We start from the raw sequence: 13,306 nt of genomic DNA, 5'->3' as shown, positions 1-13,306 counted from the left end.
CCTACCGCGCTCACGGGGAGGGCTGCTACATTGAAGTGGGCTTGCACCAAGCCACCCCCCTTTTTTTCTCATCCCCTCGCATCCCTTCCCAAGGAGAACCCTCTGATTATGCGCCTTTCAACCTCCCTGATCGCTGTGTGCACCACGACCATGGCCCTGGTAACTCCGCTGGCTGCAGCCGACGACGCTTCTGGTAGCGCTCAGCCCGCCGCGCAGAGCCAGAGCGGACAGAACGGTCAGAGCTCCACTGGCGGAAGCTCGATGAACATCGGTCACACCAATACCTCCGGCCTCTCCGAGGAGTGCGCGGAGGCGGTGCGCAAGGCGCGCGAGGAGCACGAAAACGCGGTGGCCGATGACACTGCGGGCTCGTCCTTCATGGGGCCGAAGGAGCTCGGACTCGGCATCCTTAACGGTTATGGTTCCTCCGGTATGCCGGAAGTGCCGGACTGCGTCCAGGAAGAAAAGGACGCTGAGCTGGAGAAGGAATGGGACGAGATGCCGGACTGGGTACAGTCTGCACGCCCCAATGACACGGCCGAGGAGGTCTTTGCGTGGATCGGTGGCGCGGCTGCGTTACTCTCCGTCGGCATCAACCTGCTGGCCGCGGTCGCGCAGTCCAACCCGGCTGTCCTCAACGACCTGCGTGCCTTCCTCAAGAGCCACGGCTTCTACTGGGATAACACCAAGAAGAAGGAAGAGGCTGACGCGGCTGAGGAATAATTCCCTACCGCACGATCTCGAAGGCGCGAACCACACTTGGTTCGCGCCTATTTATTTCGCCCTCGGACGGGACCGCGCACTAGAGCATTTGCGCGCCCCAGCCCGGGCGACGGGTTAGAACAGTTCCTCCGTAGCGATCTGTGCGCCTTCGACGAGGGACTCCAACTTTGCCCACGCGATCTGGTGGTGCAGGCGCCCGCCGAGGCCGCAATCCGTCGAGGCGATGACGTTTTCGGGGCCTACCAGTTCTGCGAAGCGGATGATGCGATCCGCCACCAGGCGCGGGTGCTCCACGGCGTTCGTGGAGTGCGAAATCACGCCCGGGTAGATGACGGTGCCCTCCGGCAGCTTGTGGTCCTGCCACACACGCCACTCGTGCGCGTGGCGCGGCGAGGCGCCCTCGAAGGAGAAGCCGCCGACCTTGGCCTGCAGGATCTCTTCAATGATGTCCGCGAACGGAATATCCGTCACGTGCGGGCCGTGCCAGGAACCCCAGCAGATGTGCAGACGGGTCTGCTCGCGCGGGATGTCCTTGATGGACTCATTGAGGATGTCGATGCGCCCGCGCAGGAATGCCTGGAAGTCCTCTACGGTCGGCTCCGGAACCACCGAATCCCAAGCTTCGGCCAGATCCGGGGCGTCGAACTGCACGGTCAGGCCGGCATCAGTGATGGCCTTGTACTCCACCTTGAGCGCCTCACCGCAGGCGCGAACAAGGTCGGTTTCATCCTCGTAGTACTTGTTGGGCAGACGCGCCGCAGCACCCGGAGACAGGGCGGCGACGAAGCCTTCGGTGCCCTCGGGGAGGGCGTCGGCAAGCAGCTTTACGTCTGCTTCGACCTGCTCCTGGCCGATGTAGGTAACCGGGCCGGTGAACTCCGGGTTAGCTACCTTCTTGCGGCCGGTAAAGATACCCGAATCCGGATCGTTGTAAGCCTCGGCGAACAGTGCGCGGTCGCGGCGATCCTTCATCGAGGAAAGGCGAATCTTGCCCGGCTCGGAGCGGATCTTGTCACCGATTTCCCAGCGGTCCTTGTCCGTCATGGTCAAACCACCCAGGCGGGTAAAGGAGTAGTTCCACCAAGCGCCATAGTCCACAGCGCCGGAGGTGATGTGGCCGTACTCGCCCTCGTTGATGATGTCGATGCCGAGATCAACCTGGCGCTTGACCACGTCAGCGACCGAGCGCTGAAGAATCTCGTGGAACTTCTCATCGGAGATGGTGCCGGCAGAACGCTCGAGGTTAGCCTCCAGCAGCTCCTTGGTGCGTGGCAGTGAGCCGACGTGGGTGGTGCGGATCTTATTGACCATAGGAGGTACATTCCCTTTCAACTAGACTGTGCTGTCTAGCGTAACCCACGTACGAAGCACGGCCCGCTTCATTCTGTACTTTTATTCAGCACGCGGCCCCAACACGTGGGCTCACCCAAGGATGCCGGCGCCCATCGTCGCCTTGAGATCACCCATGAGGTTGCTGGAGCGCTCCACACGCAGATGTTCGCCGAGGACCATCATGGTGGACTCTTCGCCGTCGACAAGCGTGAGGTACACGTCGGACTCACCCTTGTTGTTGACCAAGACCTGCTTGAGCCGCGCAATGTTGTCCATCGTGCACTGATCCGTGCGCATGGTCAGTCGCAGCGGCAGGCCAGCACCGTTGCCCGGCCCCAAATCGGGAACGCGGATATCGGAGCAGAACAAGGACATGCGCTCATCGCGAATCTTCACCTGAACCTTGGCCAGGATGATATTGTCTTCCGCAATCTGCGGGGCCACCAGCGAGTACACCTGGTTGAACACGAGGATATCCACCTGGGCGCCGTTATGGTCCTCGATGCTGACGATGGCCCAGGGCGAGCCATCGCGCTTGGAAAAGCGCCTGTCGACGCCCGAGATAATGCCGCCGATCACCAGCTCCTGCCCGTTGCCGACTTCACCGTTGAGGATCTTGGTAATCGGGGTGTCGGTCTGCGCGTTGAGGGCTTCCTCGAAGCCATCGAGCGGGTGGCCGGACACGTACAGGCCGAGCATCTCCCTCTCCAAGGCCAGCTCGTGCTTTCGATCCCAGTTCTCATCTGGGATATCGATGGCGAAGGCGGAGACAGAGTCGCCCTGTTCATCACCACCGCCAAAGCCAGCGAAGAGGTCAAATTGGCCCTTGTCGGCTGCTTTTTTGGTAGTCTGCACCGAATCCACGGCATCCTCGTGGATGAGCATGAGGCCCTTGCGCGGGTGTTCCAGGGAATCGAAGGCGCCGGCCTTGATGAGGGATTCGGTCACGCGCTTCGAACAGGCAGCCAGCTCGATCTTCTCCAGGTAATCGGAGAAGGACGTGAAAGCGCCTTTCTCCCGGCGGGTCTTCACGATGGAATCCACCACTTCCCCACCGACGTTGCGGATAGCGCCCATGCCGAAGCGGATATCCTCGCCCACGGCCTGGAAGGTTTCTTGGGACTCATTGACGTCCGGGGAGAGCACGCGGATGCCCAGGTGGCGACAGTCGGCCAGGTAGATAGCGGACTTATCCTTCTTGTCACCCACCGAGGTCAGCAGCGCGGCCATGTACTCCGGCGCGTAATAGGCCTTCAGGTAAGCCGTCCAGAAGGACACCAACCCGTAACCGGCGGCGTGGGACTTGTTAAACGCGTAGGAGGCGAAGGGCTCAATGGTGCCCCACAGAGCGTCCATGGCTTCCTTGGAGTAGCCATTGTCCTTCATGCCGCCCCAGAATTTGTCATACTGCTGGGCCAGGACTTCCGGCTTCTTCTTACCCATGGCCTTACGGAAGCCATCTGCCTCGCCGGCGGTGTAGTTCGCCACCTTCTGCGAGATACGCATGATCTGCTCCTGGTACACGATAAGACCGTAGGTCTCATCGAGGATCTCCTTAAGCGGCTCCTCCAGCTCGGGGTGGATCGGGGTAATCTCCTTGCGGCCGTTCTTGCGGTCCGCGTAATCCCAGTGGGCGTTCACACCCATCGGGCCCGGACGGTAGAGCGCCAGCGACGCCACAATATCCTTAAAGCCCGTCGGCTTCATACGCTTGAGCAGCTCCTGCATGCCGCCCGAGTCGAGCTGGAACACGCCCAGAGTATCGCCGCGCGAGAGCAGGTCATAGACCTTCGAGGCATTCGGGTCGTCGGCGTGGAGGTCCTCTAGGTGGACTTCCTCGCCGCGGTTTTTCTTGATGTTTTCCAGGCAGTCACCGATCACGGTGAGGTTGCGCAGACCCAAGAAGTCCATCTTCAGCAGGCCGATGGCCTCACAGGCCGGGTAGTCCCAGCCGGTGATGTAGGCGCCGTCGGCGGGGCGCTTCCACATCGGGATGTGGTCCATGAGGCGGACCGAGGCCATAATCACCGCACAGGCGTGCACGCCGGCCTGGCGGACCACACCCTCGAGGCCGCGTGCGGTCTCATAAATCTTCTTCACGTCCGGGTCGGTCTCAATCATCTGCCGGACCTCGGTCGCCTCCGAATAGCGCTCGTGCTCTGGGTCCATGATGCCGGCGAGCGGGATGTCCTTGGCCATGATGGCAGGCGGCAGCGCACCATTAATGCGGTCCGCCATCTGGAAGCCCGGCTGGCCAAAGTGCACCTTGGCGGAGTCCTTAATTGCCTGCTTGGTCTTCACGGTGCCGAAGGTGATCACCTGGGCAACCTTGTCCTCGCCCCACCTATCGGCGGCGTAGGTAATCATCTCGCCGCGGCGGCGATCATCGAAGTCGATATCGATATCCGGTGCAGACGGACGCTCCGGGTTCAAGAATCGCTCGAAGAGCAGTCCGTGCTCGATGGGGTCAATGTTGGTAATGGTCAGCGCGTAGGCCACGAGTGCACCGGCCGCCGAACCACGACCCGGACCGACGCGAATTCCGATGGACCGCGCGTGCTTGATGAGCTCGGCCACGATGAGGAAGTAAGAGGGGTAGCCCTTCATGTCGATGACGCTGATCTCGTACTCAGCGCGGTCGATGTACTCCTGCGGCACATCCCCACCGTTGAAGCGATCCTTCAGTCCCTCCATGACCTCGTGGGTCAGCCAGGAGGTTGGGGTGTGGCCCTCGGGGACGTCGGCAATCGGCATGCGATCGTGGGTGTGCTCCTCCCAAATCGCACCGTAGTCCTGCACGCGCTCCGCAATCCACAGGGTGTTATCGCAGGCCTCCGGCACCATGTGATCCCACAGCTCACGCATCTGCGCGGCGGACTTGATGTAGTAGCCGGTGCCGTCGAACTTGAAGCGATCCGGGTCCATGAACGTCTTACCGGTCTGCACGCACAACATGGCCTCGTGCGCCGGGGCTTGGGACTCCAGCACGTAGTGGCAGTCATTGGTCACCAACGGCGGCAAGTCCAGCTTGCGGCCGATCTCCAGCAGGCCGTCGCGCGTGCGCTTCTCGATGTCCAGCCCATGGTCCATAAGCTCCAGGAAGAAGTTGTCCTTGCCGTAGATGTCCTGCCACATCGCGGCAGCCTCGAGAGCCTCGTTGAACTGGCCTAAGCGCAGGCGGGTCTGCACATCACCCGAGGGGCAACCGGTGGTCGCGATGATGCCTTCGGCGTGCTCGGCAATAAGCTCCGCGTCCATGCGCGGCCACTTGCCCAACTGGCCCTCGTAAGAAGCCAAGGAGGAAAGCTTGAACAGGTTGCGCAGGCCGGTTTCATTCTCCGCCAACATGGTCTGGTGCAGGTAAGCACCGGAGGCAGAGACGTCATCGCGCTTCTGGTCCGGGGTTCCCCACAGCACGCGCTTCTTGTTGAAACGTGACTCAGGAGCCAGGTAGGCCTCGATGCCGATGATTGGTTTAATGCCGGCGCTGGTCATCCTTTGATAGAAGGCATTGGATCCATACATGTTGCCGTGGTCGGTCATACCGACTGCCGGCATGCCTTGGCGGAGAACCTCATCCGCCAACATGTCCACCTTGGCCATGCCATCCAGCATGGAGAATTCGGTGTGGTTGTGCAGATGGACGAAGGAGGAGTTTTTGGCCATGCGGCTCATCTTAGCGGGGCCGTCAAACTTCGCCCGTAGGTCCTCGTTAAGGTACATTTTCTTAAATGTTCTACACTATTGCCGCCTATCTCATGTGGGGCTTCTTCCCAGCGTTCTTCCCGCTGCTGCGCCCCGCCAGCCCGTTTGAGATCTTGGCCCACCGCATCGTGTGGACTGCGGTTCTCGTCACCGCAATGCTGCTGGTGACTGGTGGCTGGCGCGAGCTCCGCGCATTCAGCTTGCGCACCTGGGGGTGGATGTTCGCCTGCGGCGTGGCCATCACCATCAACTGGGGTACCTATGTCATCGCCATCAACAGCGATCACGTGGCCGATGCCGCACTGGGCTATTTCATTAACCCGCTCGTCTCCGTGGCCCTCGGCATTATCTTCCTCAAGGAGAAGCTGACGAAGGCGCAGGTGGCGTCGGTCAGCATCGCCTTCATCGCGGTGTTGTGGCTGACCTTTATGACGGGCCAGGCCCCCTATTATTCGCTGGCCTTGGCCTTCAGCTTCGGAATCTATGGCCTGCTGAAGAAACGCATCACGGTCTCCTCGATGGGCTCAGTGGCCGCGGAAACCTTGGTCATGCTCCCCTTCGCGCTGGTCTACCTGGGCTACCTCCAGGCACAGGGAGAATCCACCTTCACTACCGAAGGCCCCGGGCACATCGCACTGCTGATTACCTCCGGCCTCGTCACCGCTCTGCCGCTGTTGTGTTTCGCCCAGGGCGCTAAGCACCTGCGCCTGTCTACGCTCGGCATGCTGCAGTACATGACCCCCATCATGCAGATGCTGTGGGCGCTGTTCGTGACCCAGGAGCACATGTCCACCGAACGCTGGATTGGCTTTGCCATCATCTGGGTTGCGGTGATCATCTACCTTGCAGACTTGGTGCGCATGGGCCGCGCTTCTCGACGCCGCGCCCGCCTCCACCCCGCCGACGCGTCACCCACCGCAGAGGGCTAACGGCGCTTCAGCTCCTCGCGCGCCTGCTTAGCCTCGGCGCGCCGGGCGGATTCCTCGCGTGCATTAAGCGCCCACCGCGGCATGAGGATGGCCATGGCGATGCAGTAGATGGCCACCACGATGAGAATGCCGAAGGTGAGCTTGTCCGCTCCCCAGATTCCTTGCGCGATGGCGGCCCCAGAGGCGATGAACGCGCCCGCCCACATCAAGAGGTAGGCAAAGCGGTAGTTCGGCGGCCACTCGGATGTGTTGGGAAACAGGCGCATGTCTTCTCCTCGGCTGTTCTAGCGGTTCTCATTCTGTCCGACGTTGGCGGGCGGGCGCACGCCGAAGGAGCCCCACGCGGCGTCAGCGGGCGCGACCTCCACGGTATCGACCCGCGGATCGTTAGCGAGGGCGCGCAGTTGACTCCCCCCGGAATAGACCACGACGGCATCGACCTTCGCTGGTGCATCCTCCGCCATGTCACGGGCATGGTCGGCCACGCGGGCCAAGACGGTATCGATAACGTCGGCGCGCGTGGCGCCGGCGACAGGCTCGGGGACCGCGATGGGCGCGGCCAGCCCGATCACGATGGCATCCATGCGCTCGACGGGCTGCAGGGCGTCGCTCACGTCCTGCGGACTCAGCGGCTCGCGAAAGCCCACCAGCGCGTAGGCCGGATCGGTTGCGTGCGCTAATGAGGTCTCCGCGCGCTCCCGATAATCGGCCGCGCTCTCCGAGCCATCAGGGCCAAGCTGGTCTCCCTGCACCGCCGTGCTGGGCTGCGTTCCGAAAAGCCCGAAGGCGACCACCACGGCCAAGGCGAGCACGGCCAACAGCACCAGCGCCGCGGCACGGCGGCGCCGGTAAATGCGTTGGCTGGTGCTTCGCTGCGGGCTCATCCGCGCAAAACCTCCACGGCGTGCTTGAGATCGTCCGGGTAGGGTGCAGTGCACTCGAACCACTTGCCGGTTCCCGGGTGGGTAAAGCCGAGTTCGACCGCGTGCAGCCACTGGCGGTTAAGCCCCACACGCTTGGCCAGGTTCGGGTCACAGCCATACATCGGATCGCCTACGCAGGGATGCCCGGTGGCGGACATGTGGACACGGATCTGGTGGGTGCGGCCGGTCTCCAAATGGACTTCGAGGAGGCTGGCCTCGCGGAAGGCCTCCAGCAGCTTGTAATGTGTCACCGCCGGTTTGCCATCATCGACGACCCCAAATTTCCAGCCCGCCGAAGGATGGCGGCCAATGGGCGCATCAATGGTCCCCACGATGGGATCCGGCAGGCCTTGGACCACGGCGTGATAGGTCTTCTGCACGGTGCGCTCGCGGAAGGCGTTCTTGAGTTGGGAGTAGGCGCGCTCGCTGGCGGCCACCACCATGACGCCCGAGGTCCCCACGTCGAGACGGTGGACAATACCCTTGCGTTCGGTCGGGCCGGCGTCGGCAAGCGCATAGCCTGCTGCCCGCAGCCCGCCGATGACGGTGGGCCCATCCCAACCCAACGTGGGGTGCGCAGCCACACCCACGGGCTTGCACACGCAGATGATGTCCTCGTCCGCGTAGAGAACATCCATGCCCTCCACCAGCTCTTCTTTGGGGATGAGCGGTTCCTCCGGCGCTGGCATCATGACATCGATCCAGCCGCCAGCACTTAAGCGCTCGGACTTGCCCACGGCGGCACCATCGATTTCCACGTCTCCCGCCGCGCACAACTGGGCCACCCGGGCCCGCGAAATACCCAAGAGCTTGGCCAGGGCGGCATCCGCGCGCATGCCATCGAGGCCCTCGGGCACCGGCAACCTACGACTTTCGCGCATCAAGCTTCCCCCGCTTCCTGCTCTTGTGGCTTTTCTTTCATCTCTGCCCAGAACATCGCGCTGATAAAGACCACGACGCCACAGGTAATGGCCGCATCTGCAATATTGAAAACAGCGAAGCTGCCCACGGAGATGTAATCCACCACGTGCCCAAACCAAAACCCCGGCTCACGCACGAGGCGGTCGATGAAGTTGCCCAGGGCACCTCCGGCGATCATGGCCAGGCCTATCGCCTGCCACTTATCGTGAATGCGCGGGGCGGCGATGGCCACACCAATGATGAAGACCAATTGGATCGTGGTAAACAGCCACGTCGAGCCCTCCCCGCCCATAGAGAAGGCAGCGCCGGGGTTAAACAGAAGGTAGAAGCGGAACCAATCACCAAAGACCGGTAGGGCTTCACCTTCAGTGAGGATGGACAGCATCAGCGCCTTCACGGCTTGGTCGACGGCAGCCACACCGAGCACCACCGCGACCATCACTCCGATATAACTCCTTGCTTTCACCCGTTCCATTCTAAACAGGCTCATCCGGTAATTTGGAATGCGTGTTTCGTGTGAGAGCCCTAGCAGTCCTGTCCGCCACCGTCCTGGGAGTCGCCGGCGCGCTCGCCGGCTGTTCCTATTCCCAGCCGGCCAAGCCCGTCGAGGAGCCAGTGGGGCTGGCCCTCGATGCCCCGCGCGTGACCCTCCTAGAACCAGGTGACGGCGCCGGTCAGGTCCTGGCTTTTAAGGACCTCGATGCCACGCAGGAACTCACCTATGAGGTCGCCACGGGCTTCGACCAGCAGCTACGCAAGGACGGCAGCGCCGCCCCTTCACCGGAAGCTCAGGACAAGGTCACTCTTCCGCTCCAGGCCTCGGTGGAGGCTGCCACCGAGAATGTCGAAGGCCAACTTCCAGCCAGCCGCAACGCGTTCGTCACCGTCGGAAAGCCGGAGGCTGACGGCGCGGATGTCTCCTCCGCCGAGGGCTTCCAGTTTGGATGGCGCGGCACGGATACGGGCCAGATGAACTCGCTGCGCCTGGCCGCCCCGCAGGCGGCGACCGATCAGGCCCGCAGCACCGTCGAGCGCGCCATCACCAGCCTGACCTCACTGCCCATCGTCTTCCCTGATGAGGAAATCGGCCCGGGTGCGACGTGGGTGGTGGAATCGCGCGTCACTGGCGAATCCACGCTGTTGCAAACCACGACCTATACCTTGGACAAGCTGGACGGGGATATCGCTGAGCTCAGCGTGAAGATTGAGCAGCGGCCTTCCCTGGGCGCACTGTCCTTCGACGGCGCCGACGCCCCCGAAGAGCTACGTGGCAAGGAGCTGAAGGTTACGGACCACACATCGACCTCGGAGGGCTCCGTTACCGTTGATCTGACCAAGCCGCTTCCCACCGCCGGCGATGTCTCCGTGACCACCGCGATTTCTTATGGTGCGGAAGGCTCTGATCTTCGCGTGGTGCAGACCAGCGCCACCGAGATGGAGTTCACCACCGAGTAGCCTGCTTCGCGCCACACCTTCTCCTGCGCGCGAGCACCGCCAGACAGCCTCCGCACAAGGCAGCGCCCACCACCTGGCTGGCATGAGATCCAGCGAGTGGCGGGCGCTTAAGTTATGAAAACCCGGGTTTACTGGGCGGGAGCCTCAGCACCTTCTGCGGGGGCGTCGGCAGGCGCCTCAGCGCCTTCCTCGGCGCCAGCGCCTTCCGGCACGGAGTCCGCACACATCTCCGGAACCTCTTCCGGAGGGACGATGTTGGTGACCAAGACACAAGCCCAAGTCTTAGACAGCTTCCATGTACCACCCTCGTTGATGAACTCCACCTGGTCAGCGGTCTGCTGCTGGCCATCAGGGGTATTGATGTGGACGGTAGCGAGCGCGGAATCCGGCACGAGGCCAGGGATGACCGGGGCCACGACCTCGAAGGTGGCACCGGATTCGGCCTGGGACTGCGACATGACGTCGAAAAGCTCCGGCGCCGTCTCGCTGCCCTGGACCAGCTGGACCTTCTCTTCCTGCGGAAGGTTCGGGTCTGCGGCCTTGGTCAGGATCTCATTGAGCTGCTCCACGGTAGGCATCTCGGTGGAGGCCACCTGCGATGCGGAGGTTTCGCCCGAAGGCTTAGCGGCGGTGCTGTTCTCGGTGTCTGCATCCTCGGAAGACGAGCAGGCAGCCAGGGCAGTCGCGGCGCCCAGGGCCACAACGGCGGCGCTCAGCTTGAAGGATTTCACAAATACTCCTCACGTAGGGGATCGTGGTTTATCCCTTTTACTTTAGCGTCCACGACCGCCGCCCTGGGGTTCCCGCGCAGGTGCGCGCCTGTAGTAGCCTGCTGGCATGACTTTTGCACTCATCGCCACCGGTGGCACCATCGCCTGCACGACGGTCCGTGACGGATCCCTGGTCCCCACCGTCAGTGGGCAACAGCTAGCCCAATTCCTCGACGCTGAAGTCGGAACACACGACATTGAGGTGGTGGAATTCCGCGCGCTGGATTCCAGCTCGATTACTTTGGCAGACCTCGATGAGCTACTGCTGTGTGCGCGCCAGCACCTTGCGCGCCCAGAGATTGATGGCGTCCTCATCACGCACGGCACCGATTCCATGGAGGAAACCGCGCTGGCGTTATCCCTCTTCGACCTCGGTGAGGGGCCCATCGTGCTCACTGGCGCGCAGCGCGCCTTCGACCACCCGGCTGGTGATGGCCCGCGCAACCTGCGCGATTCCTATGAGCTCCTGTGTTCCGGAAAGGCCGGCGTGTGGGTGCAATTCGGCGGCAAGACCATTCCCGGACGCGGCGCGCGCAAGTGGCATACTTCGCAGCTCAACGGCTTTGAGGAGCTACCGGTGGGTGACTCCGCTCTGGCGCCGTTGCCGCTCTCCCCCATGGCGCAACACCCCGTTGAGATCATCGCCGCCTACCCGGGTGCCGGCGCCGCGCTTGTCGACGCCTCCCTCAACCACACCCATGGCCTCGTCATCGAAGCCATGGGCTCGGGGAACATGGGTGAAGAGATGGGAGCTGGGGTTGCCCGCGCGCTGCAAGCGGGCGTGCCCGTGGTGATTAGCACCCGCACGCCCTACGGAACTACCAAGCTGGCCTATGGCGGCGCAGGTGGCGGTGCCACCTTGGGCGAGATGGGTGCGGTAGCCTCCGGTGGATTCCGAGCCGGCCAAGCCCGCATTATGCTCGCCGCGGCACTCGCTACCGACACACCGGTGGCAGAGATGTTTAGCACTGCCCCCTCCGCCACTGCTTATACCGCGGGCTAGCTATCCTCGCGTGGCGGTTCCTCCCCAGCGGTGTCAATCTCGGGCCCATCGGCCTCGGTGGCGTCGCCTGGCAGCGCCCCCTCCCAGGCCAGTGAGTCCAATGGATCGGCCGGGTGGAGATCTTCATCCTCAGCCGCAAAAGAGCGCACAAACCCCGGGCCCGTAGCGCGAGTTTCAAAGCGCACGCTGACCACCCCATGGCCGGCGCCTTGAATCCAGCCGTGTCCAAACTCGGGGTGGTGGACGTCCTGCGTAGCGTGCCAGCGGCGCATCGAATCCGATCCCGCTTCTCCCAGCGTTTCCGACTCTGCTCTGGGCTCCGTCTCCGTTTCCGGCGCGCCGGGCAGGTGGTCGCTGACGCCAGTCTCGTAATCCGTATCCGGAGCTGGACGCACGACCTCGCGGTCGAGCTCAGGAAATAGCACGTCTTGGCGGGCCTCCTCCAAACCCGAGTAGCTCACCCCGACCAGCCTGATGGGCCCGAGCTCCTCCGGGTAGCGCGCCAAGCTCAAGGCCTTAGCCTCGAGGACCTTCAGGTCATCCGTGGCATAGGGCAGCGTGGCCGAGCGGGATTCGATGTGGAAATCCGCCATCCGCAACTTCACCGTCACCGTGCGCGCGCCGCGGCCGTCCTTGAGCAGGCGGGAATGCGCGCCCTGCGCCGCGCGGATTAGTGCCGCATCCACCTCCGCCGCCGTGCGCAGGTCCGTGGGGTAGGTGAACTCGGTGGAGATTTGTTTAGCAATCGCGCGCGGGGCGACCGGACGCTCATCAATCCCTTGGGCGAGCTTCCACAGCTGCACGCCCACCACGTTGCCCAGTGAGATCTCGACTTCCTTGCGGCTCATCGCCGCCAGCTGTCCGATAGTCTCCACGCCAATGGCTGCTAGCTTCTGCTGGGTGACTGGGCCCGCTCCCCAGAGCTTGCCCACCGGCAGCGGGTGGATGAGCTCATCGAAGCGCTCCTGGGGCACGATGAAAGTCCCGTCCGGTTTGGCCTCCCCTGACGCAATCTTCGCGCTTTGCTTGCCTGCACCGGCGCCGATGGAGCTGGGAAGGCCCGTCTCAGCTCGAATCACTCGGCGCAGATTCTCCGACCACTCACGGACTTCGGCGGGCGTGGCTCCGGCGAGTGCGGCCGGTTCCATGAAGGCCTCGTCGATGGAGAGCTGTTCGATGACCCCCGCATGCTGCGCAATAATTCCAAATACCCGGCGCGAGGCCGCCACATACACCGCCCGGCGCGGCTGCACCACCACGGCTTTATAGCCCACGAGCTGCTGCGCGCGGAACATGGGCATTGCGGAATGAGCTCCATATGCGCGGGCTTCATAAGAGGCACCGGCGACGACGCCGCGTCCGCTCGTTCCACCCACCAACACAGGCCGGCCGCGCAAGGTAGGGCGGGTGAGCTGCTCCACCGACGCAAAGAACGCGTCCATGTCGATGTGAAGAACCCAGCGCTGCATGTGCTCCAGTTTAAACACCGCATGTCCGTCACCCATTATTCATGTTTCTTTACCACCTTCGTAACTTCAACGCCCC

12 protein-coding genes are annotated in these 13,306 nt (G+C 63.0%); 4 read left to right on the top strand and 8 right to left on the bottom strand.

The window, feature by feature from the left end; all coding sequences use genetic code 11:
• The first annotated feature begins 108 nt into the window (after positions 1 to 108).
• Complete coding sequence (locus HMPREF2807_RS10025) at positions 109 to 723, top strand: hypothetical protein (protein WP_070512509.1); 615 nt, start codon at positions 109 to 111, stop codon at positions 721 to 723.
• Positions 724 to 837: 114 nt separating this feature from the next.
• Here HMPREF2807_RS10025 and HMPREF2807_RS10020 read toward each other — a convergent pair whose 3' ends face one another.
• Together HMPREF2807_RS10020 and dnaE are read right to left on the bottom strand one after the other, a co-directional pair.
• Positions 838 to 2,034, bottom strand: a complete 1,197-nt coding sequence (locus HMPREF2807_RS10020) for a cobalamin-independent methionine synthase II family protein (protein ID WP_070512506.1) — start codon at positions 2,032 to 2,034, stop codon at positions 838 to 840.
• Between the two features lie 111 nt (positions 2,035 to 2,145).
• Positions 2,146 to 5,721: a DNA polymerase III subunit alpha gene (gene dnaE, locus HMPREF2807_RS10015; RefSeq protein ID WP_070512710.1), complete on the bottom strand. Its 3,576-nt coding sequence runs from the start codon at positions 5,719 to 5,721 to the stop codon at positions 2,146 to 2,148.
• Between the two features lie 65 nt (positions 5,722 to 5,786).
• Here dnaE and rarD point away from each other — a divergent pair, with 65 nt between their 5' ends.
• Positions 5,787 to 6,689 (top strand): EamA family transporter RarD, encoded by a 903-nt coding sequence (gene rarD / locus HMPREF2807_RS10010; RefSeq protein WP_049155295.1) that lies wholly within the window; start codon positions 5,787 to 5,789, stop codon positions 6,687 to 6,689.
• Here the strand turns inward: rarD and HMPREF2807_RS10005 are convergent.
• From HMPREF2807_RS10005 to lspA, 4 genes are read right to left on the bottom strand one after another with little or no spacing between them, the layout of a single operon-like run.
• Positions 6,686 to 6,955: a type II secretion system protein gene (locus HMPREF2807_RS10005; RefSeq protein WP_070512502.1), complete on the bottom strand. Its 270-nt coding sequence runs from the start codon at positions 6,953 to 6,955 to the stop codon at positions 6,686 to 6,688. The genes rarD and HMPREF2807_RS10005 overlap by 4 nt on opposite strands.
• A gap of 18 nt (positions 6,956 to 6,973) precedes the next feature.
• Positions 6,974 to 7,573 (bottom strand): hypothetical protein, encoded by a 600-nt coding sequence (locus HMPREF2807_RS10000; protein ID WP_070512499.1) that lies wholly within the window; start codon positions 7,571 to 7,573, stop codon positions 6,974 to 6,976.
• Positions 7,570 to 8,493: an RluA family pseudouridine synthase gene (locus HMPREF2807_RS09995; protein WP_070512496.1), complete on the bottom strand. Its 924-nt coding sequence runs from the start codon at positions 8,491 to 8,493 to the stop codon at positions 7,570 to 7,572. The genes HMPREF2807_RS10000 and HMPREF2807_RS09995 overlap by 4 nt, the downstream gene beginning before the upstream one ends.
• Complete coding sequence (gene lspA / locus HMPREF2807_RS09990) at positions 8,493 to 9,008, bottom strand: signal peptidase II (protein WP_070512491.1); 516 nt, start codon at positions 9,006 to 9,008, stop codon at positions 8,493 to 8,495. Before lspA ends, HMPREF2807_RS09995 begins: the two co-directional genes overlap by 1 nt.
• 32 nt (positions 9,009 to 9,040) lie before the next feature.
• Between lspA and HMPREF2807_RS09985 the strand changes: the two genes are divergently transcribed.
• Entirely contained in the window at positions 9,041 to 9,988 is a 948-nt protein-coding gene (locus HMPREF2807_RS09985) for a DUF6263 family protein (protein WP_070512489.1), read from the top strand.
• 128 nt (positions 9,989 to 10,116) lie between these two features.
• On the opposite strand, the gene HMPREF2807_RS09980 is transcribed toward HMPREF2807_RS09985, so the two are convergent.
• Positions 10,117 to 10,719 carry a WKL family lipoprotein gene (locus HMPREF2807_RS09980; protein WP_070512487.1) on the bottom strand — a complete coding sequence of 201 codons (603 nt, stop codon included), beginning with the start codon at positions 10,717 to 10,719 and terminating at the stop codon, positions 10,117 to 10,119.
• A 106-nt stretch (positions 10,720 to 10,825) separates the two neighbouring features.
• Here HMPREF2807_RS09980 and HMPREF2807_RS09975 point away from each other — a divergent pair, with 106 nt between their 5' ends.
• The gene (locus tag HMPREF2807_RS09975) at positions 10,826 to 11,761 is read left to right on the top strand and encodes an asparaginase (protein WP_070512484.1); all 936 of its coding nucleotides are present in this window, start codon (positions 10,826 to 10,828) and stop codon (positions 11,759 to 11,761) included.
• Here the strand turns inward: HMPREF2807_RS09975 and HMPREF2807_RS09970 are convergent.
• Positions 11,758 to 13,230 carry a DNA polymerase IV gene (locus tag HMPREF2807_RS09970; protein WP_070512707.1) on the bottom strand — a complete coding sequence of 491 codons (1,473 nt, stop codon included), beginning with the start codon at positions 13,228 to 13,230 and terminating at the stop codon, positions 11,758 to 11,760. The genes HMPREF2807_RS09975 and HMPREF2807_RS09970 overlap by 4 nt on opposite strands.
• Positions 13,231 to 13,306 lie beyond the last annotated feature (76 nt).

The sequence above is a fragment of the Corynebacterium sp. HMSC074A09 genome (assembly GCF_001811545.1).
Lineage (GTDB): Bacteria > Actinomycetota > Actinomycetes > Mycobacteriales > Mycobacteriaceae > Corynebacterium > Corynebacterium hiratae.
Note: the sequence above shows the minus strand (reverse complement) of the source record. Positions and strands in the feature narration are given on the sequence as shown.

Bases quoted from the DNA above. Each gene is read 5' to 3' on its own strand.
- HMPREF2807_RS10025 (WP_070512509.1), top strand. From the start codon at position 109: ATGCGCCTTTCAACCTCCCTGATCGCTGTGTGCACCACGACCATGGCC.
- HMPREF2807_RS10020 (WP_070512506.1), bottom strand. From the start codon at position 2,034: ATGGTCAATAAGATCCGCACCACCCACGTCGGCTCACTGCCACGCACC.
- dnaE (WP_070512710.1), bottom strand. From the start codon at position 5,721: ATGGCCAAAAACTCCTCCTTCGTCCATCTGCACAACCACACCGAATTC.
- rarD (WP_049155295.1), top strand. From the start codon at position 5,787: ATGTTCTACACTATTGCCGCCTATCTCATGTGGGGCTTCTTCCCAGCG.
- HMPREF2807_RS10005 (WP_070512502.1), bottom strand. From the start codon at position 6,955: ATGCGCCTGTTTCCCAACACATCCGAGTGGCCGCCGAACTACCGCTTT.
- HMPREF2807_RS10000 (WP_070512499.1), bottom strand. From the start codon at position 7,573: ATGAGCCCGCAGCGAAGCACCAGCCAACGCATTTACCGGCGCCGCCGT.
- HMPREF2807_RS09995 (WP_070512496.1), bottom strand. From the start codon at position 8,493: ATGCGCGAAAGTCGTAGGTTGCCGGTGCCCGAGGGCCTCGATGGCATG.
- lspA (WP_070512491.1), bottom strand. From the start codon at position 9,008: ATGGAACGGGTGAAAGCAAGGAGTTATATCGGAGTGATGGTCGCGGTG.
- HMPREF2807_RS09975 (WP_070512484.1), top strand. From the start codon at position 10,826: ATGACTTTTGCACTCATCGCCACCGGTGGCACCATCGCCTGCACGACG.
- HMPREF2807_RS09970 (WP_070512707.1), bottom strand. From the start codon at position 13,230: ATGCAGCGCTGGGTTCTTCACATCGACATGGACGCGTTCTTTGCGTCG.